Here is a 25,517-nt window from a genome sequence, read left to right as displayed (position 1 = left end):
TGTCAGTCGATGTAGCCCAGGTCCTGCAGTCGGTCTTTGGTGTCGTCGTCCATCTCGTCCAGGACGTCGCCGTCGGCGCCGTCGGCCTCGTCGGGCCAGTCGGCGCCGACCTCCTCGACGAAGGCCCACAGTGCGTCCCGCAGCGCGTCGATGTCGGCGTCGTCGGCGTCGGCGACGTTGTCGGTCTCGCCGGGGTCGGTGTCGATGTGGTAGGCCTCGTCGGGGATGCGCGTACAGTGGATGAACTTGTCCTCGGGGGTGCGTGCGGCGCCCATCCGGGAGTAGAAGCGGGACTGCTCGTCGAGTTCGATGCCCGCGCTGGATGCTTTCCCCTCTAGCTGGCGCAACTCGACGACGGGCTGGTGGTACTCGACGAAGCCGACGTCGCTGCGGTCGGTGCCGCCGACGTCGTCGGCGAACTCGCGGTAGTCCGCCGATAGGAGCGAACGCGCATCGTCGAGGGGTTCGCCCCGGCCCGACGCACCTGCGGCGTCCAGGACGGTGTGATAGAGGTCGATCAGTTCGACGGTGGTCTCCTCGTCGCGTTCCGGCTCGATATCGGGGTGTTTCACCATGAGCGGGACGTTGACGAGCGGGTCGTAGATGCCGAACTCGTGGCCGTAGAGGTCGTGTTCGCCGTGGAGTTCGCCGTGGTCGGCACAGACGACGACCATGGTGTCGTCCCACTGGCCGGTCGCCTTGAGGTGCGAGAACAGGCGGTCGAGCTGGTCGTCGATGTGGGCGAGTTCGGCGTCGTACAGGCCCTTGATGGCGTCCCACTCCTCGTCGTCGATGTCGCGGGCCCCGCAGTTGTACTCCTTGGAGTTCTGGCAGACCTCGGTGGAGTCGACGCCGGGCGCGAACTGCTCGGCGTACTCCTCGGGCGGGTGGTAGGGCAGGTGGGCGTCCATCAGGTTGATGAACGTGAAGAACTGGTCGCTCTCGTCGACGAAGTCGATGGTCTTATCGATGACCTGTGGGGTCTTGGTGTCGCCGCCGTCGCCCTCCGCGAGGTGTTCGTGGATCTTGTTGCCCACCTGGACCATCCGGTCGGCGACCGACCGGAGCGTGTCGTTGTCGTTCATCGTCTTCCAGATGCTCGCAAGCGGGCCCGAGAGCAGTTCGCTGGGCATGATCTGGAAGAAGTTGTCGTGGTCGTCGAAGCCGGCCGTCAGATTGGTGTAGCTCGTGATCCAGGCGTTCGAGGAGTAACAGGCGGTGTCGTAGCCGGCCGCCGAGAGCGATTCGGCCAGCGTCGCCGCACCCGCCAGATAGGGATCCTCCTGGGTGGCTTCGTGCTCGCTGGGGTAGAGGCCGGTGAACATCGAGGCGTGGACGGGCAGCGTCCACGGTGCCGGTGCGACGGCGTTGTCGAAGACCGCGGCCTCCTCGGCGAACTCGGCGAGGTGGGGCGTGGTCTCCATATCGGGGTCGTAGACGGACAGGCGGTCCTTCCGGACCGTGTCCAGGACGACGAACAGCACGTTCGACCCGTCGACGTCGGTCATGGAAGAACCAACTTCGTCGTGTGGTTAAAAGACCGTGATTTCGGTTGCGACGTTCGCGCTGGTCGTGTGGGGTTACTCGGACTTTCGCTCGAACGAGAGCGTCGTCGTCCCTGGCCCGGCGGTGGTGGTGAGCGTCTCGCCGCTGTCCGCGTCGGGGTGTCCCCAGCCGTCGGGGACCGCGACGACGACTTCCTGGGAAGTCTCGACGTCCAGTGAGAGGGTCAGGCGCCCGCCGTCGGCGTCGGCGGTCCAGGCCAGTCGATCGACACGCGAGCCCAGGCCGGCGAGGTGGTCGGTCCCGAGCAAGTGTGGTCGGTCGGCCGCGGGCGCGACGTGGACGAGCAGACAGCCGTGGGCCGGCACCGTCCGCTCGACGGTCTCCCCTGCGGCGATCGGATCGCCCTCGAAGGCGTCCCAGCCGCGCTCGTCGGCGCCGAGCGACAGTGACAGGGACTCGGGTTCGTCGGCCCAGTTGAACAGGGCGACCGCTCGGCCGCCATCCGCCGGCCGCTCGCAGGTCACGCGGTCCGGGAACTCCGTCTCCCCGACGCCGGCGACCGTCCCGTCCTCGACGGGCGGGAGTGACCGCTCCAGTAGCTCCCGGCCCGCGGCACCGATCTCGGCGATCTTGTCGCTGAAGACGTTCGAGCCGCCGGTCAGCGCGACGAGCGCGGCGAAGGTCTCCCGTTCGGCCATCGAGAGTTCGGTCGTCTCCCGGACGAGTTGGCAGTCCGGGTCGTTGACCCACCAACGGCGGTGGAGATAGTCCCGGTTGAGGACGTTCCGGATGGCGTTCTCGTGGGCCGGCTCGCTCGCCGACTCGCCCTCCCGGACCCAGTACTCGGCGGTGTCGGGGCCGACCCGCATCGCGTCGACCAGGCCGACGCTCTGGCCCTGTGGGGCGCCACAGCCCAGGACGAACGTCTCCTCGCCGACGGCTTCGCGGATGGTCGCCAGTCCCTGGCGGTACGCTTCCGCTCGCGTGACGTCGGCGAACCGGTCGCCGGGCAGCGCCCCCGCGTAGAGGAAATCGAGTTTGAGGTACTCGAAGCCCCACTCCTCGACGATGGTCTGGAACGTCTCCCGAAGCCAGGACTGGACGCCGGGATGGGTCAGATCCAGCCCGTACATCTCGCCGTGGCGCTGGCCAGCCGGGACGAACTCGCCGTCGGCGTCGGTGACGAACCACTCGGGGTGGGCGTCGACGATGGCGGCGTCCTCCTGGACGAAGAAGGGTGCGAGCCACAGCCCTGGCGTGTGTCCGCCCGCACGGACGTCCGCGACCAGCGACGACATGTCCGCGAACCCGTCGGCCAGCGTCCGCCAGTCGCCGAAAGCCGTCTGGTAGCCGTCGTCCAGCTGGACCAGGTCGACCGGCAATCCCCACTCGTCCAGATCGTCCCGGTTCTCACGGATGTCGTCGGCGGTGACGTCGGTGAAGTAGTGGTACCACGAGCACCAGCCGGTCGGGACCCATTTGCCGACGCGGGCGTCCATGCGCTCGCCCGACTTCGCCGCGATGGTCGCCAGCGCGTCGTCGACCGGTCGGCCGACGTCGACCCGGAGCGGCGCGCTCTCGATACGCTCGCCGGGTGCGAGCGTGACACCGTCGCCCGGACAGAGCGCAGTCAGCGACTCGACGCCGTCGCCGTGTTCGTAGTCGAACCGCGTGACGAACGCCGAGTGGTCGAGGAAGCCGGCCGTCAGCGTTCGCGCCCCGTCGGCCAGACCGATCTGGCAGTGACTCGTCGTCGACGGTGCCGGTACGTCGGTCATCATCGGGACGTCGACGGGTTCGACCGGCGGAAAGGTCTCACCGACTGGGAGCGCGGCGGTCGGCGTCCAGGACTGGTAGCCGTGCCGGTACACCCGCGTCTCCGGGCCGAACGCCAGGTCGTCGGCGGCCAGCGGCGAGAGGCGACCGACCCGCGCGGCCTCGTCGGTACCGTTGCCGACGCCGACACGCAGGTGTACCCCGCCGTCGGACGCCGTCAGCGTCACCGTCGTCTCGGTGTCGTCGTCGTAGCGGATTCGCGTGGTGTCGCCGTCCTCCGTCACGCGATAGCGTGTCGTCTCCGGCACGCGCTCGTCGCCCAGTTCGGTGACGACGTGCCCGCTTGCGAACGCTTCTCCGTCGTGCAGTACCGTCACCCGTGCCTGTGCAGGCGCGAACCGGACGGCCGTACTGCCAGCGTCGACCAGGACCATACGACAGCAGGCCGGGCCGACCCCACATAGCTGTTTGGAGTGGGCCGACTCGCCCCGGCCACAGTATAATACGATATCTGACATCAGAATAGAGGCAATTTTTCGGGGAGCTAGTTCACCGATGGTGAATACAAAATCGAAGAGAACTCAGTTACACAGACTGGTAATGAGATAGAAAAGCTATAAGAGAACTGAAGATCGTTTTGAGTGGCTTATTCACCATCGATGAACGGTCGAATTTCGAGCTGTTACTAACCGGCAATAATCTACACTATCTCAATTTAGAACAGGTCGACAGAGATACTATTCGCGCTGCTGACAACTAGCCCGGTGACGTCCTCCTCGAGTCGCTTACCGCTCATCCGGTTGGCAGGGCCGGCGACACACACCGCCCCGATCGACCGGCCCTCGTCGGTCGTCAGCGGGGCGGCGACGCTCCTGATCCCCTCGGTCTGTTCCTCACGGTCGAAGGCGACGCTCTGCTCGCGGACCGTCCGGAGGTCGTCGAGCAGCGCCGACTCATCGACCGTGTCGTGGCACGAACCGGCCCTGTGGCCGCTCTCGTCGACGAGGTCGCGGACCTCGTCTTCCGGACGGTGTGCCAGTATCGCACGGCCCGCCGCGTCGGCGTGTAGTGGCCGTCGGCGACCTTCCCGTACGGCGGTCTCCCCGTCTTCGTCGCCCATCACGAGGATGTAGGTCGCTGTCCCGTGTTCCTCGACGACCAGCGCGGCCACCTCCCCGCTGGAGCGTGCCAGTCGGGCGACCTCGGTCCGTGCGGCCTGGTAGATAGGCATGGTCTCGCGCGCACGCGACCCCAGGTCCAGGAACCGGGCACCGACCCGGTACTGTCGTCCCTCCCGGACCACGAACCCCAGTTGCTGGAGCGTCTGGAGGTGGTTGTGGACGGCACCTTTCGAGAGGTCCAGTTCCGTCGCGAGTTCTGTTACACCCGCCTCACCCCTGGCCAGTACCGCCTCGACGACCCGCATCGTCGTCGCGGTCGCCTGTACTGGATACGAATCGTCCATAGTCGGCTATAGACGGCGATATGTATATATTGTTCGCCAGGAGTGAACGAAATCCGGTGACGAACCGACCGTGTTCATCGATGAAGATGGCGATATCTGCCGGCACAGCGCTGCTCTGTCCGTATCTCTTCTCTCGGGTCCGAAGAGGAGGTTCGAACTGTTCACTGATAGTGAACTCCCAAAACAATAATAAATTTTATACGTCGGCGAAAATTTGACCCTTCTATTTCGGAAAAACGCAAGACGTGGGCGGTACTATCGGCTCAACCGACAATTGGCAAAACCGTTAAATAATGGACTATCATGTGTATGGGGTAGAGACGATGACTGATTCAAACCGACGACTCGACCGACGTCGAATCCTGCAACTGAGCGCGGCGGGCCTTGCGGGCCTGGCCGGCTGTGGTACCGGCAGTCAGCCGGCCACCGATAGTGGCGGTTCCGGTGGTGGCGGCTCCGGGGACGGGGGCAGTGATGGTGGCAGTGACGGCGGTAGCGATGGCGGCTCGACAGACACCGACGGTGGCTCGGGCTCGCAGATGGCCTCCTCGGTGACGGCCTGGAGCTGGGACGTCGCGGCGAAGTCCCTCGATCTCGTGGACGAACCCTACGAGAGCGAGCACGGCGGCGACGTCACCGTCGAGCAGTTCGGCCGCTCGAACATGAAAGACAAGTTCAAATCGCGCATCCTCTCGGGGTCGGGCGCGCCGGCCATCGCGACGATGGAGAGCGTCGACGCGGCCGCCTGGGTAGACACCGGTGGCCTGCGCGACATCAGCGGCTGGATCGAGGACGCCGGCATCGAGAGCGAGTTCGTCTCCGGGAAGTGGGGGCCGCTCACCAAGGACGGCGCCACATACGCCCTGCCGTGGGACATCGGCCCTGTCGGGGCGTTCTACCGGAAAGACGTCGCCGACGATAACGGCCTCGACTTAGAGAGCGTCGAGACCTGGGACGAGTTCATCGCCGAAGGGGAGAAACTCCCCGACGACGTCGCGCTGATGAACCTCCCGCCGAACGACTACGACGGCGTCTGGCGGATGATGTTCCGCCAGCTCGGCGGCCTGCCGTTCACGGACAGCGGCGCCGTGAACATCCACTCCCAGAAATCCCTGCGGGTCGCCCGCCAGATGAAACGCGCCCACGACGCCGGAGTCACCTCCAGTGTCGCATCCTGGTCCAGCGAGTGGTTCAACCGCTTCGGCGAGGGGACCATCGCGGCGCTGTACGGCGGCGCCTGGATGGAGGGGACGCTGAAGGCCGAACTCGGTGACACCTCCGGCGACTGGCGGGTCATCAAGCCGCCGGCCTACGAGAGCGGCGGCAACCGCGCCACCAACTGGGGTGGCTCCAACCTGGTCATCGCCGACCAGGTCAGTGACGCCAAGGCCCGACGCGCCTGGGACTACATGAAGTTCGCACTGGCGAACAAGGACATGCAGATCAAGATGTACAAGGAGTACGGCATCTTCCCGGCTCACAAGCCCGCCTACGAATCCGACGAGTTCGACCAGGGCTCGGAGTTCCTGGGTGGCCAGGCTGCTGGCCGTATGTTCGCCGAGACCGCGCCGAACATCCCGAGCTACACCTACACCACGGACACGCCCGAGATCACCAAGGCGATCAACAGCGAGTTCAAGAAGATGATCGACGGTGACGTCTCGCCGAAGGAAGCCGTCGACACGGCGGCAAAGCAGGTCGCCGACCGCACGGGTCGGGACCTCGCGTAACGACTTCTCCCATACCTCTCATGTCGACCAGTTCCTCACAGGTGGTTAGAGACAAGCTAACTGCGGCCCGCAGGCGGACTGGCGAGGCTCTCGCGCCGGTGTGGCGGTCGTTCATCGACGCCGTCCGTCCGGCCCGGCAGGCCCAGATCCGCGCGACACGCGAGGTCGCCGACCAGGTCCCGTTCTCGATCAGTGTCCCGTACATCTTCCTGGCGCCCTTTTTCGTCCTCTTCAGCTCGTTCCTTGCGTTCCCGATCCTCTACACGCTGTATCTCTCCTTCCACACCTACGAGGGGATCGGGAACGCGACGCTGCTGTGGATCGACATCGGGCCGATCCAGTACAAGCTGACACGGATCGCCTCACTGGAGTACGTCGGCCTCCAGAACTACCAGCGGTTGCTCGGGGATACGCTGTTCCAGAACGCGCTGGCCAACACGACGTTCATCCTGCTGGTGCAGGTCCCGCTGATGATCGTGCTGGGGCTGGCGCTGGCGCTGGCGCTGAACGCCTCCTGGATGCGGTTCAAGGGGCTGTTCCGGACGACCATCGCACTGCCGGTCGCCGCGAACCTCGTCGCGTACGCGACCGTGTTCCTGCTGTTGTTGCAGGACAACGGGCTCGTCAACACCGCACTCCAGATGGTCGGCCTGCCGACGGTACCCTGGCTTAGTGGCGGCACCGAACTGTTGCCAGGACCACTCAAATCGATCCTGGGTAGCGGGTTCTGGCCGCGCATGTCGCTGGTCGGCGCCGTCACCTGGCGCTGGACCGGCTACAACATGATCATCCTGCTGGCCGGGCTCCAGAGCGTCCCCCAGCAGCTCTACGAGGCCGCCGAGATCGACGGCGCGAGTCGCTGGGAGAAGTTCCGCTACGTGACGCTCCCGCAGCTACGCCCGGTCCTGCTGTTCGTGGTCGTCACCTCGACCATCGGGACCTTCCGGCTGTTCTCCGAGCCGCTGATCATCTCGGAGGGTGGCGCGTCGCTGTCGGCGACCCGGACGCTGGTGGTCTACATCTACAACATCGCGTTCCAGCAGTTCCAGCTCGGCTACGCCAGTGCGATGACCGTCGTACTCGTCGGCATCGTCGCCGTGCTCTCGATCGCACAGCTCCGTGTCGGAGGTGAGTCGGATGCGTAAACAGACACGCAACGAGGCCATCTGGCGGTTCCTCGGCTACACCTTCGTCCTGCTGATCACGCTGTTGATGGTCGTCCCGATCTACTGGATCATCGTCGCGTCGACGCTGCCAGAACAGGCGTTCCTCTCGGCGGGGACCGACATCCAGCTGTTCCCCGGGTCGAACTTCTTCGCGAACCTGGAGGCGTTACAGGCCCGCGAGAGCGTCGACTTCATCCAGAGCATCTGGAACTCGGTGTTCATCGCGGTCGTCTACACGCTGCTGTCGCTCGTGCTGTGTTCGATGGGCGGGTTCGCCTTCGCGAAGTACGAGTTCCGGTTCAAGGAACCGATCTTCTACGCGATCCTGGCGACGCTGACCCTGCCCATCCAGTTGCTGGTCATCCCGCTGTTCCTGCTGATCTCACAGATGGGACTGACCAACTCCTACTGGGCCATCATCCTGCCGTGGGCGGCGAATCCCCTGGGGATCTTCCTGATGCGCCAGAACATGAAACAGATCCCCGACGCCCTGCTGGAGTCGGCGCGCATCGACGGCGCGACCGAGTTCCAGCTCTACTACCGCATCGCACTCCCGACCATGAAATCGTCGATGGCGGCGCTCGCCATCATCCTGTTCCTGTTCCAGTGGAACCTCTTCCTGTTCCCGCTAGTCGTGCTCGAACAGGGCAAGTACACCATCCCGGTGGCGATCAACGAACTCGTCGGCGCCCAGCGCGTCTACTACGATCAGATCATGGTCGCGGCAGCGCTCAGCATCATCCCGCTGTTCATCGTGTTCCTGTTCTTACAGCGACACTTCGTCAGTGGGATCCTCGCAGGCTCGGTGAAAGAGTAATGGCACAGATTACGCTCGACACAGTACGCAAGGAGTTCGGTGACGACGGGCGCACCATCGTCGCCGTCAAGGACCTCGATCTGACCATCCGGGACGGGGAGTTCCTCGTCCTGGTCGGTCCTTCGGGGTGTGGCAAGACGACGACGCTGCGCAGCGTCGCCGGACTCGAAGAGGTAACGTCGGGCACCATCACCTTCGACGACGAGGACGTCACGGACCTCCGGGCCCGTGACCGCGACGTGGCGATGGTGTTCCAGAACTACGCACTGTACCCGCACATGAACGTGCGGCGAAACATCGGCTTCGGGCTCCGTCTCTCGACGGACCTCTCCTCGGAGGAGATCGACCGCCGGGTCGACGACGTCGCGGAGATGCTCGGTATCGGCGAACTTCTCCGGAAGAAACCGAAGGAGCTCTCGGGCGGCCAGCAACAGCGCGTCGCGCTGGGGCGGGCAATCGTCCGGGACCCCGAGGTGTTCCTGATGGACGAGCCGCTGTCGAACCTGGACGCGAAACTCCGGGCTCAGATGCGGACGGAACTCCAGGAGCTCCAGCACGAACTCGACGTCACCACCGTCTACGTCACCCACGACCAGACGGAGGCGATGGCGATGGGCGACCGGATCGCCATCATGAACGACGGCGAACTCCAGCAGGTCGGCACCGCCGAGGACGTCTACCGGACGCCGACAAACGAGTTCGTCGCTGACTTCATCGGCTCGCCGTCGATCAACCTCCTGACGGCGACCGTCGAGGGCGACGTGCTCAAAGGGCCGGGCGGATTCAGCTACAAGCTCGACGATCCCTCGCCGGTCGAGGGCTACGACCGTGTCCGCGTCGGGATCCGCCCCGAGGACATGACCCTCGTCGAGGACGGGATCGCCGCGTCGGTCACCGTCGTCGAACCGATGGGCAACGAGAACTTCTGTTACATGCAACTGGGCGAGGTCGATCTGACTGCACGTATCGACTCCAGTCTCCGGCCCAGCCCCGACGAGACCGTCGAGTTCGGGTTCGAGGAGACCGCGCTGTACCTGTTCGACCCCGAGACCGGCGACTCGCTGAAGACGATGACCGACGAGACAGACGTCTCTATCGAGGACTACGTCACGCAACCCGAATGATATGATTATCACTGACTACGATCTCTACGAAGTGCCGCCACGGTGGCTGTTCCTGCGACTGGAGACGAGCGACGGCATCGTCGGCTGGGGCGAACCAGTCGTCGAGGGCCGCGCTCGCACCGTCCGGACGGCCGTCGAAGAACTGCTCGACACCTACCTGCTGGGCAAGGACCCGATGCGCATCGAGGACCACTGGCAGACGATGTACCGCGGCGGCTTCTACCGCGGCGGCCCGGTCCTCATGTCCGCTATCGCCGGCATCGACCAGGCGTTGTGGGACATCAAGGGCAAACACCACGACATCCCGGTGTACGAACTGCTGGGCGGGAAGGCCCGCGATCGGATGCGGGTCTACCAGTGGGTCGGTGGCGACCGACCGGAGGGCGTCGCCGATGCTGCTCGCGAGAAGGTCGAGGAGGGCTTTACCGCCCTGAAGATGAACGCCACGGCGGAACTACGCCGTGTCGATTCACCTTCGGCCGTCCAGGCCGCCGAGGACCGACTTGCCGCAGTACGCGAGGCGGTCGGCGACGAGATCGACATCGGTGTCGACTTCCACGGCCGCGTCTCGAAGTCGATGGCCAAGCGACTGGCCAAGGCACTGGAGCCGTACGACCCGATGTTCATCGAGGAACCGGTCCTGCCCGAGCACAACGACGCGCTCCCGCAACTGGCGAGCCACACTACCAATCCGATCGCGACCGGCGAGCGGATGTTCTCCCGGTGGGACTTCAAGGAGGTCTTCGAGAGCGGCTGTGTCGACATCATCCAGCCGGACCTCTCGCACGCCGGCGGCATCACCGAGGTCAAGAAGATCGCGTCGATGGCCGAGGCCTACGACGTGGCCATGGCCCCCCACTGCCCGCTGGGCCCCATCGCGCTGGCGGCGTGTCTCCAGGTCGACGCCTGCTCACCCAACGCCCTCATTCAGGAACAGAGCCTGGACATCCACTACAACGAGACCAGCGACGTGCTGGACTATCTGAAAGACCCCTCGGTCTTCCAGTACCACGACGGCTACGTGGACCTGCCGGATGGGCCGGGGCTCGGCATCGACATCGACCACAGCTACGTCCGGATGCAGGCCGGCGAGGTCGACTGGCACAACCCGGTCTGGCGCCACGACGACGGGAGCGTCGCGGAGTGGTAACATGAACCGCTTCGAGAACGACGTGGCCATCGTCACGGGATCGACACGCGGTATCGGTGCCGGCGTGGCCGAACGACTCGCAGCCGAGGGCGCGAGCGTCGTCGTCTCCGGGCGCTCCGAGGACGACGGCCAGGAGACCGTCGAGTCGATCCGGGAGGCCGGCGGCACCGCCCACTTCGTCCGGGCGGACATGCGCGAACCGGCCGACATCGAGACCCTCGTGGAGGCGACTGTCGCGGAGTTCGGCGGCCTCGATGTCCTGGTCAACAACGCCGGCGTCGAGACCTACACGGGTGCCGACGAGGCCACCATCGACGACTGGTCGTTCGTCGTCGAGACGGACTTCCGGGCGTTCTGGCTGGCCGCGAAACACGCCTACGACCACATGGACGAGGGCGCCATCGTCAACATGTCCTCGAACCACTCGATGGCGACGACACCGAGTATCTTCCCGTACAACGCCGTCAAGGCCGGCATCAACGGGATGACGCGGGCGATGGCTATCGACTTCGGCCCACGTGTCCGTGTCAACACTGTCGCGCCGGGCTGGGTCGAGGTCGCCCGCACGACCGGCGACATGGACGAGGACCGACGAAAGGAACTGGAGGGCATCCACCCCACCGGTCGACTCGGGACCCCCGAGGACGTCGCCGGCGCGGTGGCGTTCGTCGCCAGCGACGACGCCGGCTTCGTCACCGGGAGCACCATCACCGTCGACGGCGGCCGCACGGCTGTCCTGCAGGACGACTTCCTGCCCGATTACCGGGAGGAACGATGAGCGTCGGCGTCTGTTACTTCCCCGAGCACTGGCCCCGCGAGCGCTGGGAGCGGGACGTCCAGCAGATGGCCGAGGCGGGCATCGAGTACGTCCGCATGGCCGAGTTCTCCTGGTCACGGATCGAACCCGAACCCGGCGAACTCGACTTCTCGTGGCTCGACGAGGCCGTCTCGCTCGTCGGCGAGCACGGCATGGAGGCGGTGCTGTGTACGCCGACGGCGACGCCGCCGAAGTGGCTCGTCGACCAGCGCCCCTCGATCCTCCAGGAGGAGCCCGACGGCACCCCCCGCCACTACGGCAGCCGCCGGCACTACTGTTTCAACTCACCGGTCTACCACGAGGAGACCCGGCGCATCGTCTCGGCGATGGCCGACCACTTCGCGGACAACCCCCACGTCGCCGGCTGGCAGACCGACAACGAGTACGGCTGTCACGAGACGATCCGGTGTTACTGTGACGACTGTGCGACCGCGTTCCGCGAGTGGCTCCGCGAGAAATACGGCGACGTCGACTCGCTCAACGAGGCCTGGGGGACCAGTTTCTGGAGCCAGACGCTACGCTCCTTCGAGGAGGTCGACCCGCCGCGACACACGGTCGCCGAACACCACCCCTCGCGGCTGCTGGACTACTACCGGTTCAGCGCCGAGAGCGCCGTCGCCTACAACGTCATCCACGCGGACCTGCTGCGCGGGGCCAACGACGACTGGTTCGTCGCCCACAATTTCATGGGCGATTTCGACTCCTGTGACGTCTACGGCTTCGCCGACGATCTGGACCTGATCACGTGGGACTCCTATCCCACCGGGTTCGCCCAGGACCGCCGGCCTGGCGCCGCCAGCGCCGACGAACTGCGGGCCGGCGACCCCGACCAGGTCGGCATGAACCACGACCTCTACCGGGGCGCCAAACAGCAGCCGTTCTGGGTGATGGAACAGCAACCCGGCGACGTCAACTGGCCACCGTACGCCCCCCAGCCCGGCGAGGGCGCGATGCGACTGTGGGCCCACCACGCCGTCGCCCACGGCGCCGACGCCGTGCTGTACTTCCGGTGGCGCCGCTGTCGCGAGGGACAGGAGCAGTACCACGCCGGCCTCCGCAAGCAGGACGGCTCGCCCGACCGGGCCTACCACGACGCCGACCAGGCGGCCACGGAGTTGGCCGACCTGGATCTGGACCCGGTCGATGCCGACGTCGCCGTCCTCCACGACTACGACAACCTCTGGGCGACGAGCATCCAACCGCACGCCCCCGACTGGGAGTACTGGACCCACATGCGCCGGTACTACACCGCGCTCCGGGCTCGCTCAGTCCAGGCCGACGTGGTCCATCCCGACTGGGACCTCTCGGGCTACGACGCCGTCGTCGCGCCCGCGCTCCACCTCGTCGACGAGGCCCTCGCGTCCAAACTCGAAGCCGAGGTCGAAGACGGGACGGAACTCCTGTTGACGGTCCGCTCGGGCGCCAAGGATCAGTACAACAAGCTCCCCGACGCGCCGGCGCCCGGCCCGCTTTCCGACATCGTCGGCGCCACCGTCGACCAGCACGAGTCTGTCCCCGAACAGATAGACCGCCGGGTCACCTACGACGGCGAACCCTACGGCTACCGCACGTTCGCCGAGTGGCTCGACGCCGACGACGCGACCACCGTCGGCTCGCACGTCGGCGGCGTCGGTGACGGCCGCGCGGCCATCACTGAACACGCGGTCGGGGACGGCCACGTCGCCTATTGCGGGGTCTGGCCCCAGGCCGACCTCGCGGACGCGGTGGTCTCGGACCTGCTGGAGCGGGCCGACCTGCCCCACTCCGAGCGCCTGCCTACGGGCGTCCGGGCCGCCCAGCGGGACGGCTACACCTGGGTGACGAACTTCACGAGCGACGCTGTCTCTGTGACACCGCCCGAGGACGCCCGCTGGATCGTCGGCGACGACACCGTCGACGCTTTCGGTGCCAGTGTCTACGAGGGCGGGGCCGCCGCCCTCTCGGTCGACGAGGGGTAGGCGGTCGACTCTCGGTCGACCGTTGTCCCGACTCCCGTTCTATCCACCGGAGCACCGTCTGTTCCACGAGAACGTGGTACATATACCTATCTTAATTACGCCCTCGGACGTATCGGTATCATGACTCTGCTCGAAGACGCCACCCTCGGCGTCCACGTCCTCGTCGGGTTCGTCGCACTCGCGACCGGTGCCGGCGCACTCCTCACGAAGAAAGGCGGCCGCCGGCACCGACGCCTCGGTCGCACGTACGTCTACGCGATGGCCGCCGTCTCGGCGACGGCCCTCGGACTGCTCGCGTTCGACCAGACGCTCCTCCGTATCTTCCTCGGTTTCGTCGCCGTCTTCAGCTTCTACTTCGCGTTCTCGGGCTATCGCGTCCTCTCCCGGAAACGGAGTATCGACTCCCCTGGCACCGTCGACTGGGTTGCCACCGGGCTCTTCGGTGCGTCCGGCGTCGGCCTCCTCGCGATGGGTGTGTGGTTCCTCACCAACGGGAACCAGTTCGGAATCGTCATGCTCGTCTTCGGCGGCATCTCGCTGGTCACGACCGTCGGCGACGTCCGCCAGTTCCGCGCCACCGACCTCGAACCCCGGACGTGGTTCTTCGAGCACATCAACCGCATGGGCGGGGCGTACATCGCGACCATCACCGCGGTGGTCGCGACGAACGCACGGGAGGTCCCGTTCGTTCCTCTGCCGGTGATCTGGTTGCTCCCCGCTGCTATCGGCGGCGTCGCCATCTGGTACGTCTCCCGGCAGTACAGGGCCAAATTCGACCGTGACACCGGCCCACAGACAGCGGACTGACACGGTCCCGATATCTCGGTCTGGGTCAGGTGGTCTCTGCGAGGCGTAGCCGTTCGAAGATAGCCCCGACCAGCGCGAGGACCATTTGCCCCGTCCCAAACGACATGAATACCTGGTCAGAGAGGGCGTACAACGTCCAGTAACTCGCGTCTCTTACCGCTGTCCAACCCTCCACTGATGACCCAGTGACGCGGTCGAAAAGAACCGGGATGCCGTAGACCAGCACTGTCCAGAGGACGGTGCCGTGGCCCAGATCGCGACACCGCCGAGCAGTCCCCGTGTCGGATTCGGTCGGTTATCGAGTCGGTCCCGCCATTGCCATCGTGCTATCGCACCCACCGCTAGTCCGAATCCGAGTATCCTGAGTCCGGCTTTGAGAGCAGTCGTCGCTCCCGGCAGCGGAGACGGTATGCGGAGGTGCCGAATGCCGCTGACGTACGAAACGACGCTCCAGAAAAGCGCGACGAACCCCCAGTGGATGGCAGCCACGAGAGCGAACAGTTGTGCTGCATTATCAGGGTCGGACGCTTGGTCGACGAACCATCCGTAGCGGCCCATACGGCACCGTCTTCCCGAGTGAATTGTAAACTTCCTGTGAGATGAATGGTCCGGAAGCAGCGTTTACAGAGTGTTGCGGTGGAACGTACTGTGCCCAGATTGGCTCTAGGTGAGTCAGAGTGAACGATCTAAAAAGATGGTGACTCCCTGCTGAACTGGACCCTGGCAACCAAGCGGTTGTCAGTTGATTTTATTGCTGTCGGCCGGGAGCAAGTGGCGCGACGGTAGTCGCGCCCGAGCGACCCGGGGAAGGGCAGGGCTGCCAGCAAGCATACCGCGCCGGAGGCGCGGTTTCACTCGACCGAATGCAGTGAGGTCGAGCAGTTTTTCCCCATGTTTTTGCGAGGAGTGGTTCGAGTCGCGCCGTCGGTGCGACTCGAACCCGACGAAGTAAAAAGTGGTCTCAGAAGGGCGCTTCGGGGCCTTCGTCGTCGTCGGTGACGTCGCCACCGCGGGATTCACCGGGGAACGACGGGCTCATGCCGCCGCTGCCGCCGGCCATGCCCTCCTGCTGTTCCATCCCGGTGCGGGCGACGACCTCGTTGATCTCGGGGATCTCCTTGGTCATGCGGGTCTTGATGGCCTGGATGGTCATCGGGGAGATGCCACAGCCCGAGCAGGCCCCGCCCAGGCGGATGGTGACGCTGCCTTCTTCGCGGTCGATCTCCTCGATGGCCGCGCTGCCGCCGTGCATCTGGATCTGCGGGAAGTTCCGGCGCAGGAAGTTCGTGATGCGCTCGCGCAGGTCGTCCCCGTCCTCTGTCTCCGTGCTCATAGTGGGTCTAGGTCCGGCCCCGGGAGGCTTAGACCTTTGGACTGACGGGTTCGGTCGCACGTGCTGTGGTGGTCGAGAGCGGGAATACAACTGCCAACAGCCAGAAAGCCCCCGGTCGCTCGACCGTCCAGGACTCGCTGTGCTCCTCGGCCGCTGGCCTGCGGTGCTTGCGTCGTCCGGGACGGGTCGAGCGACCGGCCCCTTTCAGTCCCACCCGTGTGGCAGTCGGGGAGGCATCGGCACGCTAGTTGTCGAGACGGCTGTAACCGGGGCTCCACTCCAGCGGTGGCGGTAGCCAGCGGTGCCGTTCACTCCTCGTCGAACTCGAAGACCGACTGGAGTTCCTGCTCGATGGTCGCGACGTACTCTTCGAGGATGGTCTCGGCCTTCTCGTCGTCGACGACGACGGCCGTCAGGCGGTCCAGCGGGTCCTCGGGGAGTTCGATCCGGAACTCCCCGTCGCCCTCGTAGAAGGGTTCGGACTCGTTGAGGATCTGCTGGTCGATGGCGTGGATGAGTTCCGAGTCGTAGGTGTCGTTCATGTACTCGAACGCCTGTTTGTACGCCTTCTGGAGTTCGGGGAAGTAGTTCGCATACTTGTCCTCGAACTTTTCGGGATCGAACGTCGCCATTGTGGGCGCGTTGGACACCAGCCATTAAAGATGACCCGGAGTCGCGGTCACTCCTCGTCGAGGTCGTCGGGTCCCGGCGCCACCGAGACCGGCACCTCGACCCGATTCTCGGGGAACGCCAGCAGGAAGAGCGCGGCGCCGACGACGGCGGTGACGACGACGCTCGCGCCGATGAGGAGGCCGACGTCGACGCCCAGGGCGCCCTGGCCGCCGCCGACGGTCGCGACGACGAGTCCCAGGATCAGGAGGATGAACCCCGCGCCGAAGACGAACCCGGCGCCGAACAGCAACCGCTCGGTGTCGCCGACAGGTCCGGAATCCATGGCTGGTACTAGTTGGCGCGGAACATAAATTACGGGCTTGTGGCGGGTGAGATGTCAGTTCAGTTGCTCGGCGACGATGTCGTCGGCGGCGTCGACGAACGCCTGTTCCGCGCCGGCGGGGATCGTCGCACCCGCGGCGATGTCGTGGCCGCCGCCGTCGCCGCCGACGGCCTGTGAGGCCTCTTTCATCACGACCGAGAGATCGACGCCGCGACCCACGAGTGGACCGGTCGCCCGCGCGGAGACCTTCGTCTCGCCGTCGGCGTCGGCGAAGGCGACGATGGGTTTGTCGGCGTCGACGCCGTCGGTGCCCAGAGCCATCCCGGCGACGATGCCGACGATGGTCTCGCGGATGGCATCGCCGGCGTCGAAGTACTGGACGTGGTCGGCCTGGTCGATGCCGCGCTCCTGGACGAGCGTCAGCCCCTCTGAGAGGTTCCGACGGTGATTGGCGAGCAGCGTTCGGGCGCGTTCCAGTGGGGCGCCGCGTTCGCCCAGGCAGACCGCGAGACCGACGTCGGCGCGCTCGTAGCGGGCCGTGGCATTCAGCAGCGTCGAGAACTCGCTTGCGTCACGGAGTTCCGTCCCCGCGGGTTCGGCGGTGAGTGTGTAGGTCGTCCCGACCAGCGAGTCGATCTTGTCTGCGGGGACGCCACGCTGGACCGCCCGCTGGACCAGCGCGCTGGCGACGGTCTGGCGCTCGTCGTCGGTGAGATCGGCCCACGTCCGCCACTCGCCCCCAGATTTCAGGTCGAGCCCGAGGTCCTCCAGAAAGCGAGTCGCGCCGGCATGGTCGTTGGAGATACCGGGGATCGGGACCTCGGTGGCGTACTCCAGCAGTTTCGGGAGCGGGCGTGTCTGTTTCCCGTACAGCGAGAGGTCCGTCCCCTCCGCGAGGACGCCGGCGTCGACGCCCTCCGCGACGAGGTTCGCGTTCGTCCCGACGAGTTCGCCGCCGACCGCCTGCATGTCGCCGACGGCGCCGACGACCGCCAGCGCCGCGAGGTCACGGTTGTCGCCCCCCTCGGGTTCGAGCGCACGCGCGAGGACGTACGCGGCGCCGGCACCCGACAGTTCTGAGGCACCGTTGATTCCCTCCAGCAGGGGGTTGAGGTGGTAGGCGAAGTCGGCGTAACCGTCGGTATCTGTCACGGCGTCCGGGTGGCAGTCCTCGGGCGCCGCGGGCTGGTGGTGGTCGGCGATCACCGCCTCGAAGTCGCCGGCGGCGACGTGTTCGGAGATAGCGTCGAGTTGCCCGGAGCCGAAGTCGGTGAACAGGACGGTGTCGTACTCGCGAGCTGCGATGGTCGCGATCTCGTCGGCGTCGAGTTGGTTCTTGAACACCGTCTCGACCGGGATATCCGCCCGTTCCAGTGCCGTGGTCGCGATGGCGGCGCTGGTCAGGCCGTCGGCGTCGATGTGGGAGGCCAGTAACACCGCGTCTGCGGCCCGGAGCCGTTCGGCACAGGCCGCGGCGCGCTCGGCGAGGTCTGGGACGGGACCGGTCGTCGTCATCGACTGGGCGTAGGTGCGTCTCCGGTTAAAAAGGTTCAGTCGGGACGATGGATTGTGTTTTCCGTGGCAGCAGAGCGGTCTGAGAGCCAGAAAGCCCCCGCGTTCTCAGCTCCCGCGACTCGCTGCGCTCCAGTGGGTGCTTGCTTTGTCGGGGTTCGCTGAGAACGCGGGGGCTTTCTGGCTGTCCGTATTCCGGTTCGCCTTATCTAACACTCCTAGGCGACGATACGGTTAAGCCGGATTCGAGCGTACTGTGAAGTGTCAATGAAAACAAAACTATACCGCCGGATCGACGGGGAGGGCTACCGATGGGTCTGATCAGTCGGTTCTTCTTCCTCGTCCGGTCGAAGCTCAGCGCGCTGTTGAACCGTGCGTCCGACCCCGGTGCCGAACTGGACTACTCATACGAGCAACTGCGGGACCAGCTACAGGACGTCACGCGTGGCATCGCCGACGTCACGACACAGAAGAAGCGCCTGGAGATCCACCGGCGCCGCCTGCGCGAGAACGTCGAGAAGTACGACGGGCAGGCACGTGAGGCGATGCAACAGGAGCGGGAGGACCTCGCACGTCGTGCACTGGAGAAGAAACAGGCCCACGTCGCACAGATCACGGAGCTGACCGAGCAGATCGACGAACTCCAGGGGACCCAGGACCGGCTTGTCGGCAAGCGCGCGGAACTGTCCAGCCAGATCGAACAGTTCCGTACCCACAAAGAGACGGTCAAGGCACGCTACGAGGCCGCAGAGGCGTCTGCGCGCGTCTCCGAGGCGTTCACCGGCGTCGGCGACACGATGGCCGACGTGAGCCGGTCCATCGAGCGGGCCACCGAGCGCACCGAGCGCATGGAGGCCCGGGCGGCGGCCCTGGAGGAACTCGAAGAGACCGGCCAACTGGAGTCGGTCCTCAGCGAGGGCGACGACATCGACCGGGAACTGGACCGGCTCTCGAACGAGCGTGCGGTCGACTACGAACTGGAGACCCTGCGGGCGGAGATGGGCCGCGAGACGGAACCGGCCGACGCCGAGGCAGCCGACTGATCACCGTCCGGTCTGCCTGACGACGACCGCGATGGCGCCGGTGCCGACGAGCGCCGCCGCGGCGAGCAGGAGCCAGCCGGCCCTGTAGGAGGTGGTGTCGGCCAGCCAGCCGAACGCCGGCGGCGCGAGCAGGGCACCCGCGTTGAGTGCCGTCTGGCCGCCGGCGGTCGCGGCCCCGACCTCTTCGGTGGGGACCAGCGCGGTCATACAGGCGTAGTAGAGGCCGGTAAAGCCCAGGATCGTCGCACCGACGCCGGCGACCACTGCGAGGACGGCCTCGCGGGGTAGAGCCGGGATGGCCAGCACGGCAAGCAAGACGACACCCAGGATCGCCTGGCCGAGCAGGACCGTCGCGTTCGCGCGGGCCTCGCCGGCGTCGAGCCGGTCGGCCAGCCAGCCGGCGACGACACGGCCGGCACTCCCGGTCACCTGCATCACGGCGAACCCCAGGCCAGCGACGGCCACCGAGACGCCGACGGCGTCGGTCAGATACAGCGTCGTGTACCCGACGGTCGTGAACAGCGCGGCACCGAGGAAGAACCCGCCCACGGAGAGAGCGACGTACGCGCGGTTCTCGCGCAGGCCGCGGACGTCCGGCAGGCGCCACTCGCCGCCCGGTGCGCCACGGTACCCGACAGCGAAGACAACCGCGACGACGACCGCCAGGGCGCCGACCACCAGGAACCCGAGATACCACGGCCCGAACCCAGGGGCGACACTCACCACGAGCACAGCGGCGAGGCCGCTCCCGCCGGTGACGCCGACCTGTTTGATGCCCATCGCCCGGCCGCGGAGCCCGGCAGGGACGGCCGTGACGATGGCACGGTTCGTCGCCGGCATCGCCGTCGCGTAGGCGGCGCCGAGACACACAGCCGCGATCGAGAGGCCGACGACGCCGCTGGCGAGGCTCACGCCGACGGCCCCGGCTGCGAGTGCGAGCAAGCCGCCGATCAGTACCGGTCGCTCGCCAGCACCGTCGACGGCGGCGCCCACCGGGAACAGCGCGACGGTGTAGCCGAGCGTGGCGGCGGTGACCACGACGCCGACGAGGAACCGCGAGAGACCCAGATACTCGCGGAACAGCGCGCTCCCGGCGAACAGCGCGTAGAAGCAGGTGCTGGCGACGACCTGCCAGCCGGTGACCAGACCCACCTGGACGCCGGGACGTGGTGTCTCTGTCACGGTGGCGAGAGACGGACTTGGCTGGGGCCGCACCTGAACGTTTCGAGTCCGGTGCCCTGTGCCGGTTCTCACACCGTCAGCGGGAGGCGTGCCAGGCGTGCTTCGACCATCGCACAGATGCCCTGGCCGAGTGGTTTCCCGCCGTCAGCGAGGTGGTAGGCCTCTCGGACACCGGTCTGGCCGGCCAGTGGCACCAGACGGACCGTCGTCCCGTCCGGACCGATCGTCAGGTCGAGCGTGGCCTGGGGGAACGAGCAGACCGCCGGCGAGAGGATTTCGACGGTCTCGCCGCGACGTGCCAGTGCCGGGACGTGGTGGTGGGCGGTGATCGCCAGCGGGACGTCGTGGCGCCGGCAGACCGAGCGGACGGCATCGCGGTCTCGTGCTGGGAAGTTCGTCCATGGGTAGCCGTCGTGTTCGGGCAGCGCCGACAGCGAGTGATGGGAGACGACGACCGGGACGGTTGCGTCGGCCGCCCTGTCTGCCAGCCACTCGCACTGTGCCGGCCCGACGGCCCCGCCCCAGGTGTCACGGAGACGGCCGCCTGGGTCGCTGGCGCTGTTCACACACAGCAGCGTCACCGGGCCGACCTCCCAGGCGGCCGGCAGTGCCCCATACCGGTCCTCGAAGGCTGCGACCGGCGGCGTCTCGTGCTCGTCGAAGGCTTTCGGGACGTCGTGGTTGCCCGGGACCGCCAGCGGGTCGACGCCGACATCGTCGATGACGTCGTCGACAGCGTCGAACTCGTCGGATCGGCCGTCGGCGGTGAGGTCCCCGGCCAGGACGACGGCGTCGGCGTCCCGCCGGACGGCGCCGGTCAGCGCGGTCCGGAACCGCTGGACGGTCCGGTGGTAACACTTCCAGGTCCCGCGTTCGGTCGCCGTGACGTGTGGGTCTGCGACGACGGTGATACGGACCCGGTCGTCGGTCGCCGGACGGTCGAGCCGTGCGACCACCGGGCCGGCCGTCACGCCCGTTCCTCCTCGATGACGTGGACGCGGTCGGGGTCGAGCGACAGCGAGACGTCCTCGCCCGTCTGCGGGGCCACGGTTCCATCCAGGTTCAGCGTCACCTCCCGGCCGTCGGGCAGTTCCGCGACCGTCCGGACGTGTTCGCCGAGATAGAACGTGTTCTTGACCGTCGCGGCGACCGGGCCGTCGCCGACGTCGAAGGCTGCCGGTCTGGCGACGACGGTGACGTCGCCCTCAGCCCCGGTAGGGTTCTCGATGTCGGTAAAGCCCACGTCGATGGTGCCGTTCTGGGCGGTAGCCGACAGTCGGTTCGACGTCCCGACGAACTCCGCGACGAAGGGGGTCTCCGGTTCCTGGTAGACTGCCCGTGGCGGGCCGACCTGCTCGATCTGCCCCTCGTTCATCACGGCGATGCGGTCACACATCACCATCGCCTCCTCCTGGTCGTGGGTGACGTAGATGGCGGTCACGTCCAGGTCGTCCAGCAGGGCACCCATCTCCTCCTGGAGACGGGTCTTCAGTTTCGCGTCGAGGCCGGTCATCGGTTCGTCCAGCAACAGGACCCGGGGCTCGATCGCCAGCGCACGGGCCAGGCCGACCCGCTGTTGCTGGCCCCCCGAGAGCGTCTGTGGGTCACGGTCGGCCAGTTCCTCGATGCCCAGCAGCGAGAGCACTTCGCGGGCCCGTTCGGCCCGCTCCTCAGCGGGCAGGGACCGCATCTTCAGTCCGAACTCGACGTTGCCCTGGACGCTCATGTTGTTGAACAGGGCGTAGGACTGGAACACGAGGCCGACGTCGCGCTGTTCGGGCGGGACGTTGGTCACCGCCTCGCCGTCGAAGCGGACCTCGCCGTCGGTCGGTGTCTCGAACCCCGCGACGGTCCGCAGGGTCGTGGTCTTCCCGCAGCCGGACGGACCGACCAGCCCGACGGTCTCGCCGGGCTCGACGGTCAGCGAGACGCGGTCGACCGCGGTCGTTTCCCCGAACGTCTTCGTGACTGTATCGAGTGTGATTCGTTCTGCCATCAGCGGACACCTCCGATCGAGAAGCCCCGTTCCCCGGTCGCGCGCAACAGCGCCGTCACGGCGACGACGATGACGAAGTAGATGGAGATGGCGGCGGCGGCCCGCAGGAACGGGTTGTTCGAGATGTTCTCGAACAGGAACAGCGAGAACGGCTTCGGGCCGCGCGAGTAGACGATATACGAGAAGTTGAACTCCGCCGCGGCCAGCGTCCAGCAGACGATGGCTCCCGAGAGGATCCCCTGTTTCGCGTTGGGGACGACGACCGTCAGGAAGGTTCGGGGCCAGGACGCCCCCAGCGACCGGGCGCTCTCCTCGATCTGGCGCAGGTCCATCGACTCGAAGGACGACTGGACCGCGAGCACCATGTACGGTGCTTTCAGCAGCGAGTAGCCGATCATCAGCGCGACGGCGCTGGGGAGGTTCGGGTAGGTCCGCAGGAACGCGATGCCGAGGATGATCCCCGGGACCACCGGCAGGACAGCGAACGTGTTCATCCAGCCACGCCCGTAGAAGTCGTAGCGAGTGACGGCGTAGGCGATGGGGACGCCCACGACGAGGTTGATGAGGACGCCGCCCAGCGCCAGCCCCATGCTGAGACTCAGCGTCTCGGGCAGGGGGATGGTCGCGCCGATCAGCGGGATGGTCGTCGACCCACCCAGGCCGCGACTGGCGCCGAGCGTCGAGGTGAGCCCCAGCGCTTGCTTCCAGTTGTCGAGGGTCACGAACCCACTGGGGAGGACACCGGTCCACTCGCCCGCGAACGACGCGACGAAGGTGATCAGGACCGGGCCGATGAGGAAGACGACGGTCACCAGGAGCAGCCCGGTGATCACTCGTCGCCCGATCGCCGCCGAGAGCCGCCCGATCCGGCCGGGCTCTCTGGCCGGGACCGAACGGTCCGTGTCGGCGCTCATCCGGCCACCTCCGCGCTCGTGAACCGGAGCCCCAGGAAGGTGAACGCGACGGTGAACGCGAAGAACACCGTCGCCAGCGCCGAGGCCATCTGGAGGTCGAAGCCGACGCTGATCTCCTGGTTGAACCGGAAGGTGATCACCGACAACGCCTTCAACACGAGGACGGTCCCGAAGATGGCAAGCGCCGTCCGGAACGTGAGGATGAGCGCGCCGACGATGCCGGGCCGGATCTGCGGGAGCGTAACGTACCGGAACGTCTGCCAGGGGGTCGCACCGAGCGCCCGGGCGGCCTCCTCGGCGTCAGTGTTGACCTCGGCGTAGCTCCCCCGGAGGAGGAACGTCGCACGCGGTATCATCGAGTAGAGGTACCCGAAGAACAGCCCGGTTATCGCGAGCAGGGTCCCCGAGGGCTGGCCGGTCAGCGAGACCGCGTTGGGAGCGGCCCCGGTGAAGACGGTCAGTACCTTCGTCAGGAACCCGGTCTTCCCGAACCAGACGATCATCATGAACGCCGCGACGATCCCGGGGAGACTGATCGGGAACGAGATGAGCGTCACGAGCAGTCCCTCCCGCGGGAGGTCGTACTTCTCTAACCCGTGTGCGATCCCGATACCGAGGACGACGCTCGCGACCGTCGTCGCCGTGCCGAACCACAGCGAGTTCCAGATAACGTGGCCGTAGACGGGGTTGACGTCGATCCCGGTCCCGGGGACGGCGGCCAGGATCGAGGTGAACAGCCGGTCGTAGGCGGCCAGACTGAACCCCTCGACGGCGAACGTCGAGGTGGAGGTGCTCATCCGGACCATCGTCGCCAGCGGGATGAACGCACCGAAGGCCGCGAGCGCGAGAAAAGGCGTCGCGAGCACCGCGATCCGACGGCGAGAGCGGTCCCGCTCGGTCGTCGGCGCCAGCAGGCTCTCCAGGCCGGCCCGGACGCGACCCAGGACCGCCGGTTCGTTGCTGGTCGCCATCTCAGTACCCGGTCAGGCCGACGCCGGTCCCGATGTCGTTGATGATACCCTCCTGGTTCTCGACGAGTTTCTGGTAGTCGACCTGGAACTGGGCCTTCTCGTAGGCCGACTGAGCGGGGAACTCGTCGGGCATCTCCAGTTCGGGGGCCCGGATGGGGCGGACGTAGGCGTCGAGGAACTTCCGCTGGCCCTCCAGCGAGAGGACGTAGTCCATGAACAGTTTACAGGCCTCGGGGTTGGGCGCGCCCTTGAGCATCCCGTAGCCGTAGGGCTGGTTGAACGCGCCCTTCTCCCCGTTCGGGCCGGTCAGTAGTTTCACACCGACCTTCTCCTCGGCGATAGAGTCGGCGTTGTACTTCAGGTCGAGCCCGGTGTAGTCGTACTCGGCGAAGGTGGTTATCTCGCCCTTGCTGAACTTCTGCTCGACGTTGCCGGCGAAGACCGCGCCCTTCTCTTTCATCTCGGAGTAGTAGTCGACGACCGGCTGGACGTCGTCGAGGCTCCCCCCGTAGGCGTTGTTGATCGAGAGCGCGCCGGCCAGCCCGACCGCGGCGTTTGGCGGCTGGAACTGCGTGTTGGCGGCGATCTCCTCGCGCTTGAGGTCCTCCCAGGTCTCGGGGGGATCGATACCCTGCTCCTCGTAGATGTCCTTCCGGTAGGTGACCGTCGTGGTCATCCGGCGGGTGGCGGTCATGTGACCGTTGTCGGTCTTGAGTTTGTCCGGCACCTTGTCCCACCCCTTTGGCTTGTAGGCCTGGGTGAGTCCGTCCTGCATCGCCAGGATGCCGAACGTGTACCCACCGTTGTACGCCGAGTGGGTCGGGTCCTGTGCGTGCGAGCGCAGGTCCGACAGCGCCTCACCGGACGAGCGCTGGTCGTCGTTGAGCGGGACGCCGTATTCGTTCTCGAACTCCTTCATCAGCGCGCCCCAGTTCGACCAGCCGGTCTGGACGGCGTAGACGAACAGTTTCTCGGGGAACGCACTCGCCGAGACCGTCGTCTGGTAGTCGCCGTGCCCGACCTCGTAACTGTCGCCGCCGGACCCACTGCCGCCGCCCGAACCGCTGGACCCTTCGGAGCCGCCGCCGCCCGAACAGCCCGCGAGTCCGGTTGCCATCGCTGCACCTGACGCCTGGACGAATCGCCGTCGTGATAGGTCCATACAGGGAGACGGTCAGACGAGTGTGGAAAAGCGGTTTATAATACTTCTCTGTCACGATATTATCCGGTGGTACGACGACCTACAGGTATAGAGGCCAGGTGCCCGACGGTATCGAAACCGAGTGGTATAGAGT

General features: G+C 66.4%; 22 protein-coding genes. 9 read left to right on the top strand and 13 right to left on the bottom strand.

From position 1 onward, the window contains the following. Positions 1 to 2 precede the first annotated feature (2 nt). The 3 genes from Hhyl2_RS10460 to Hhyl2_RS10450 form a co-directional block, all read right to left on the bottom strand. On the bottom strand, positions 3 to 1,508 hold the full coding sequence (locus tag Hhyl2_RS10460) for a sulfatase family protein (RefSeq protein ID WP_483550721.1): 1,506 nt from the start codon (positions 1,506 to 1,508) through the stop codon (positions 3 to 5). Between the two features lie 72 nt (positions 1,509 to 1,580). Continuing rightward, complete coding sequence (locus tag Hhyl2_RS10455; RefSeq protein WP_483550720.1) at positions 1,581 to 3,716, bottom strand: glycoside hydrolase family 36 protein; 2,136 nt, start codon at positions 3,714 to 3,716, stop codon at positions 1,581 to 1,583. 281 nt (positions 3,717 to 3,997) lie between these two features. Continuing rightward, the gene (locus Hhyl2_RS10450; RefSeq protein WP_483550719.1) at positions 3,998 to 4,747 is read right to left on the bottom strand and encodes an IclR family transcriptional regulator; all 750 of its coding nucleotides are present in this window, start codon (positions 4,745 to 4,747) and stop codon (positions 3,998 to 4,000) included. Between the two features lie 323 nt (positions 4,748 to 5,070). On the opposite strand from Hhyl2_RS10450, the gene Hhyl2_RS10445 reads away from it, so the two are divergent. From Hhyl2_RS10445 to Hhyl2_RS10410, 8 genes are all read left to right on the top strand, one after another. Next, on the top strand, positions 5,071 to 6,477 hold the full coding sequence (locus Hhyl2_RS10445) for an extracellular solute-binding protein (protein WP_483550718.1): 1,407 nt from the start codon (positions 5,071 to 5,073) through the stop codon (positions 6,475 to 6,477). Between the two features lie 20 nt (positions 6,478 to 6,497). Then, positions 6,498 to 7,622: a carbohydrate ABC transporter permease gene (locus tag Hhyl2_RS10440; RefSeq protein WP_483550717.1), complete on the top strand. Its 1,125-nt coding sequence runs from the start codon at positions 6,498 to 6,500 to the stop codon at positions 7,620 to 7,622. Further along, a complete protein-coding gene (locus Hhyl2_RS10435; protein WP_483550716.1) occupies positions 7,615 to 8,460 on the top strand; it encodes a carbohydrate ABC transporter permease in 846 nt (281 codons plus the stop codon). Before Hhyl2_RS10440 ends, Hhyl2_RS10435 begins: the two co-directional genes overlap by 8 nt. Continuing rightward, on the top strand, positions 8,460 to 9,584 hold the full coding sequence (locus Hhyl2_RS10430; protein WP_483550715.1) for an ABC transporter ATP-binding protein: 1,125 nt from the start codon (positions 8,460 to 8,462) through the stop codon (positions 9,582 to 9,584). Before Hhyl2_RS10435 ends, Hhyl2_RS10430 begins: the two co-directional genes overlap by 1 nt. 1 nt (position 9,585) lies before the next feature. Continuing rightward, a complete protein-coding gene (dgoD, locus tag Hhyl2_RS10425) occupies positions 9,586 to 10,734 on the top strand; it encodes a galactonate dehydratase (RefSeq protein ID WP_483550714.1) in 1,149 nt (382 codons plus the stop codon). A gap of 1 nt (position 10,735) precedes the next feature. Then, positions 10,736 to 11,512: an SDR family NAD(P)-dependent oxidoreductase gene (locus Hhyl2_RS10420; protein ID WP_483550713.1), complete on the top strand. Its 777-nt coding sequence runs from the start codon at positions 10,736 to 10,738 to the stop codon at positions 11,510 to 11,512. Beyond that, complete coding sequence (locus tag Hhyl2_RS10415) at positions 11,509 to 13,509, top strand: beta-galactosidase (protein WP_483550712.1); 2,001 nt, start codon at positions 11,509 to 11,511, stop codon at positions 13,507 to 13,509. Before Hhyl2_RS10420 ends, Hhyl2_RS10415 begins: the two co-directional genes overlap by 4 nt. Before the next feature lie 120 nt (positions 13,510 to 13,629). Next, positions 13,630 to 14,316 carry a hypothetical protein gene (locus tag Hhyl2_RS10410; protein ID WP_483550711.1) on the top strand — a complete coding sequence of 229 codons (687 nt, stop codon included), beginning with the start codon at positions 13,630 to 13,632 and terminating at the stop codon, positions 14,314 to 14,316. A 961-nt stretch (positions 14,317 to 15,277) separates the two neighbouring features. Here Hhyl2_RS10410 and Hhyl2_RS10405 read toward each other — a convergent pair. The 4 genes from Hhyl2_RS10405 to recJ form a co-directional block, all read right to left on the bottom strand. Then, entirely contained in the window at positions 15,278 to 15,649 is a 372-nt protein-coding gene (locus Hhyl2_RS10405) for a NifU family protein (RefSeq protein WP_483550710.1), read from the bottom strand. A 308-nt stretch (positions 15,650 to 15,957) separates the two neighbouring features. Further along, positions 15,958 to 16,281 (bottom strand): DUF5783 family protein, encoded by a 324-nt coding sequence (locus Hhyl2_RS10400; protein WP_483550709.1) that lies wholly within the window; start codon positions 16,279 to 16,281, stop codon positions 15,958 to 15,960. A 47-nt stretch (positions 16,282 to 16,328) separates the two neighbouring features. After that, the gene (locus Hhyl2_RS10395; RefSeq protein ID WP_483550708.1) at positions 16,329 to 16,604 is read right to left on the bottom strand and encodes a hypothetical protein; all 276 of its coding nucleotides are present in this window, start codon (positions 16,602 to 16,604) and stop codon (positions 16,329 to 16,331) included. Positions 16,605 to 16,658: 54 nt separating this feature from the next. Further along, positions 16,659 to 18,119 carry a RecJ family nuclease gene (gene recJ / locus Hhyl2_RS10390; protein ID WP_483550707.1) on the bottom strand — a complete coding sequence of 487 codons (1,461 nt, stop codon included), beginning with the start codon at positions 18,117 to 18,119 and terminating at the stop codon, positions 16,659 to 16,661. Positions 18,120 to 18,427: 308 nt separating this feature from the next. Between recJ and Hhyl2_RS10385 the strand changes: the two genes are divergently transcribed. Further along, complete coding sequence (locus Hhyl2_RS10385; RefSeq protein WP_483550706.1) at positions 18,428 to 19,159, top strand: PspA/IM30 family protein; 732 nt, start codon at positions 18,428 to 18,430, stop codon at positions 19,157 to 19,159. Here Hhyl2_RS10385 and Hhyl2_RS10380 read toward each other — a convergent pair whose 3' ends face one another. The 6 genes from Hhyl2_RS10380 to Hhyl2_RS10355 form a co-directional block, all read right to left on the bottom strand. Then, positions 19,160 to 20,341 (bottom strand): MFS transporter, encoded by a 1,182-nt coding sequence (locus Hhyl2_RS10380; protein WP_483550705.1) that lies wholly within the window; start codon positions 20,339 to 20,341, stop codon positions 19,160 to 19,162. A gap of 68 nt (positions 20,342 to 20,409) precedes the next feature. Then, positions 20,410 to 21,312, bottom strand: a complete 903-nt coding sequence (locus Hhyl2_RS10375; protein ID WP_483550704.1) for a metallophosphoesterase family protein — start codon at positions 21,310 to 21,312, stop codon at positions 20,410 to 20,412. After that, positions 21,309 to 22,337: an ABC transporter ATP-binding protein gene (locus Hhyl2_RS10370; protein WP_483550703.1), complete on the bottom strand. Its 1,029-nt coding sequence runs from the start codon at positions 22,335 to 22,337 to the stop codon at positions 21,309 to 21,311. Before Hhyl2_RS10370 ends, Hhyl2_RS10375 begins: the two co-directional genes overlap by 4 nt. Beyond that, complete coding sequence (locus Hhyl2_RS10365) at positions 22,337 to 23,251, bottom strand: ABC transporter permease (RefSeq protein ID WP_483550702.1); 915 nt, start codon at positions 23,249 to 23,251, stop codon at positions 22,337 to 22,339. Before Hhyl2_RS10365 ends, Hhyl2_RS10370 begins: the two co-directional genes overlap by 1 nt. Beyond that, positions 23,248 to 24,222: an ABC transporter permease gene (locus Hhyl2_RS10360; RefSeq protein WP_483550701.1), complete on the bottom strand. Its 975-nt coding sequence runs from the start codon at positions 24,220 to 24,222 to the stop codon at positions 23,248 to 23,250. Before Hhyl2_RS10360 ends, Hhyl2_RS10365 begins: the two co-directional genes overlap by 4 nt. A gap of 1 nt (position 24,223) precedes the next feature. Further along, positions 24,224 to 25,384 carry an extracellular solute-binding protein gene (locus tag Hhyl2_RS10355; protein WP_483550700.1) on the bottom strand — a complete coding sequence of 387 codons (1,161 nt, stop codon included), beginning with the start codon at positions 25,382 to 25,384 and terminating at the stop codon, positions 24,224 to 24,226. Positions 25,385 to 25,517 lie beyond the last annotated feature (133 nt).

Source organism: Haloarcula sp. H-hyl2, assembly GCF_056934385.1.
This window is presented reverse-complemented; position numbering and strand designations above follow the sequence as displayed.

Excerpts from the sequence above, each read along its gene's own strand:
- Hhyl2_RS10360 (WP_483550701.1), bottom strand. The coding sequence starts at position 24,222 with ATGGCGACCAGCAACGAACCGGCGGTCCTGGGTCGCGTCCGGGCCGGC.
- Hhyl2_RS10460 (WP_483550721.1), bottom strand. The coding sequence starts at position 1,508 with ATGACCGACGTCGACGGGTCGAACGTGCTGTTCGTCGTCCTGGACACG.
- Hhyl2_RS10365 (WP_483550702.1), bottom strand. The coding sequence starts at position 23,251 with ATGAGCGCCGACACGGACCGTTCGGTCCCGGCCAGAGAGCCCGGCCGG.
- Hhyl2_RS10445 (WP_483550718.1), top strand. The coding sequence starts at position 5,071 with ATGACTGATTCAAACCGACGACTCGACCGACGTCGAATCCTGCAACTG.
- recJ (WP_483550707.1), bottom strand. The coding sequence starts at position 18,119 with ATGACGACGACCGGTCCCGTCCCAGACCTCGCCGAGCGCGCCGCGGCC.
- Hhyl2_RS10395 (WP_483550708.1), bottom strand. The coding sequence starts at position 16,604 with ATGGATTCCGGACCTGTCGGCGACACCGAGCGGTTGCTGTTCGGCGCC.
- Hhyl2_RS10450 (WP_483550719.1), bottom strand. The coding sequence starts at position 4,747 with ATGGACGATTCGTATCCAGTACAGGCGACCGCGACGACGATGCGGGTC.
- Hhyl2_RS10440 (WP_483550717.1), top strand. The coding sequence starts at position 6,498 with ATGTCGACCAGTTCCTCACAGGTGGTTAGAGACAAGCTAACTGCGGCC.
- Hhyl2_RS10370 (WP_483550703.1), bottom strand. The coding sequence starts at position 22,337 with ATGGCAGAACGAATCACACTCGATACAGTCACGAAGACGTTCGGGGAA.
- Hhyl2_RS10385 (WP_483550706.1), top strand. The coding sequence starts at position 18,428 with ATGGGTCTGATCAGTCGGTTCTTCTTCCTCGTCCGGTCGAAGCTCAGC.
- Hhyl2_RS10415 (WP_483550712.1), top strand. The coding sequence starts at position 11,509 with ATGAGCGTCGGCGTCTGTTACTTCCCCGAGCACTGGCCCCGCGAGCGC.
- Hhyl2_RS10420 (WP_483550713.1), top strand. The coding sequence starts at position 10,736 with ATGAACCGCTTCGAGAACGACGTGGCCATCGTCACGGGATCGACACGC.
- Hhyl2_RS10430 (WP_483550715.1), top strand. The coding sequence starts at position 8,460 with ATGGCACAGATTACGCTCGACACAGTACGCAAGGAGTTCGGTGACGAC.
- Hhyl2_RS10400 (WP_483550709.1), bottom strand. The coding sequence starts at position 16,281 with ATGGCGACGTTCGATCCCGAAAAGTTCGAGGACAAGTATGCGAACTAC.
- Hhyl2_RS10355 (WP_483550700.1), bottom strand. The coding sequence starts at position 25,384 with ATGGACCTATCACGACGGCGATTCGTCCAGGCGTCAGGTGCAGCGATG.
- Hhyl2_RS10435 (WP_483550716.1), top strand. The coding sequence starts at position 7,615 with ATGCGTAAACAGACACGCAACGAGGCCATCTGGCGGTTCCTCGGCTAC.
- dgoD (WP_483550714.1), top strand. The coding sequence starts at position 9,586 with ATGATTATCACTGACTACGATCTCTACGAAGTGCCGCCACGGTGGCTG.
- Hhyl2_RS10410 (WP_483550711.1), top strand. The coding sequence starts at position 13,630 with ATGACTCTGCTCGAAGACGCCACCCTCGGCGTCCACGTCCTCGTCGGG.
- Hhyl2_RS10405 (WP_483550710.1), bottom strand. The coding sequence starts at position 15,649 with ATGAGCACGGAGACAGAGGACGGGGACGACCTGCGCGAGCGCATCACG.
- Hhyl2_RS10455 (WP_483550720.1), bottom strand. The coding sequence starts at position 3,716 with ATGGTCCTGGTCGACGCTGGCAGTACGGCCGTCCGGTTCGCGCCTGCA.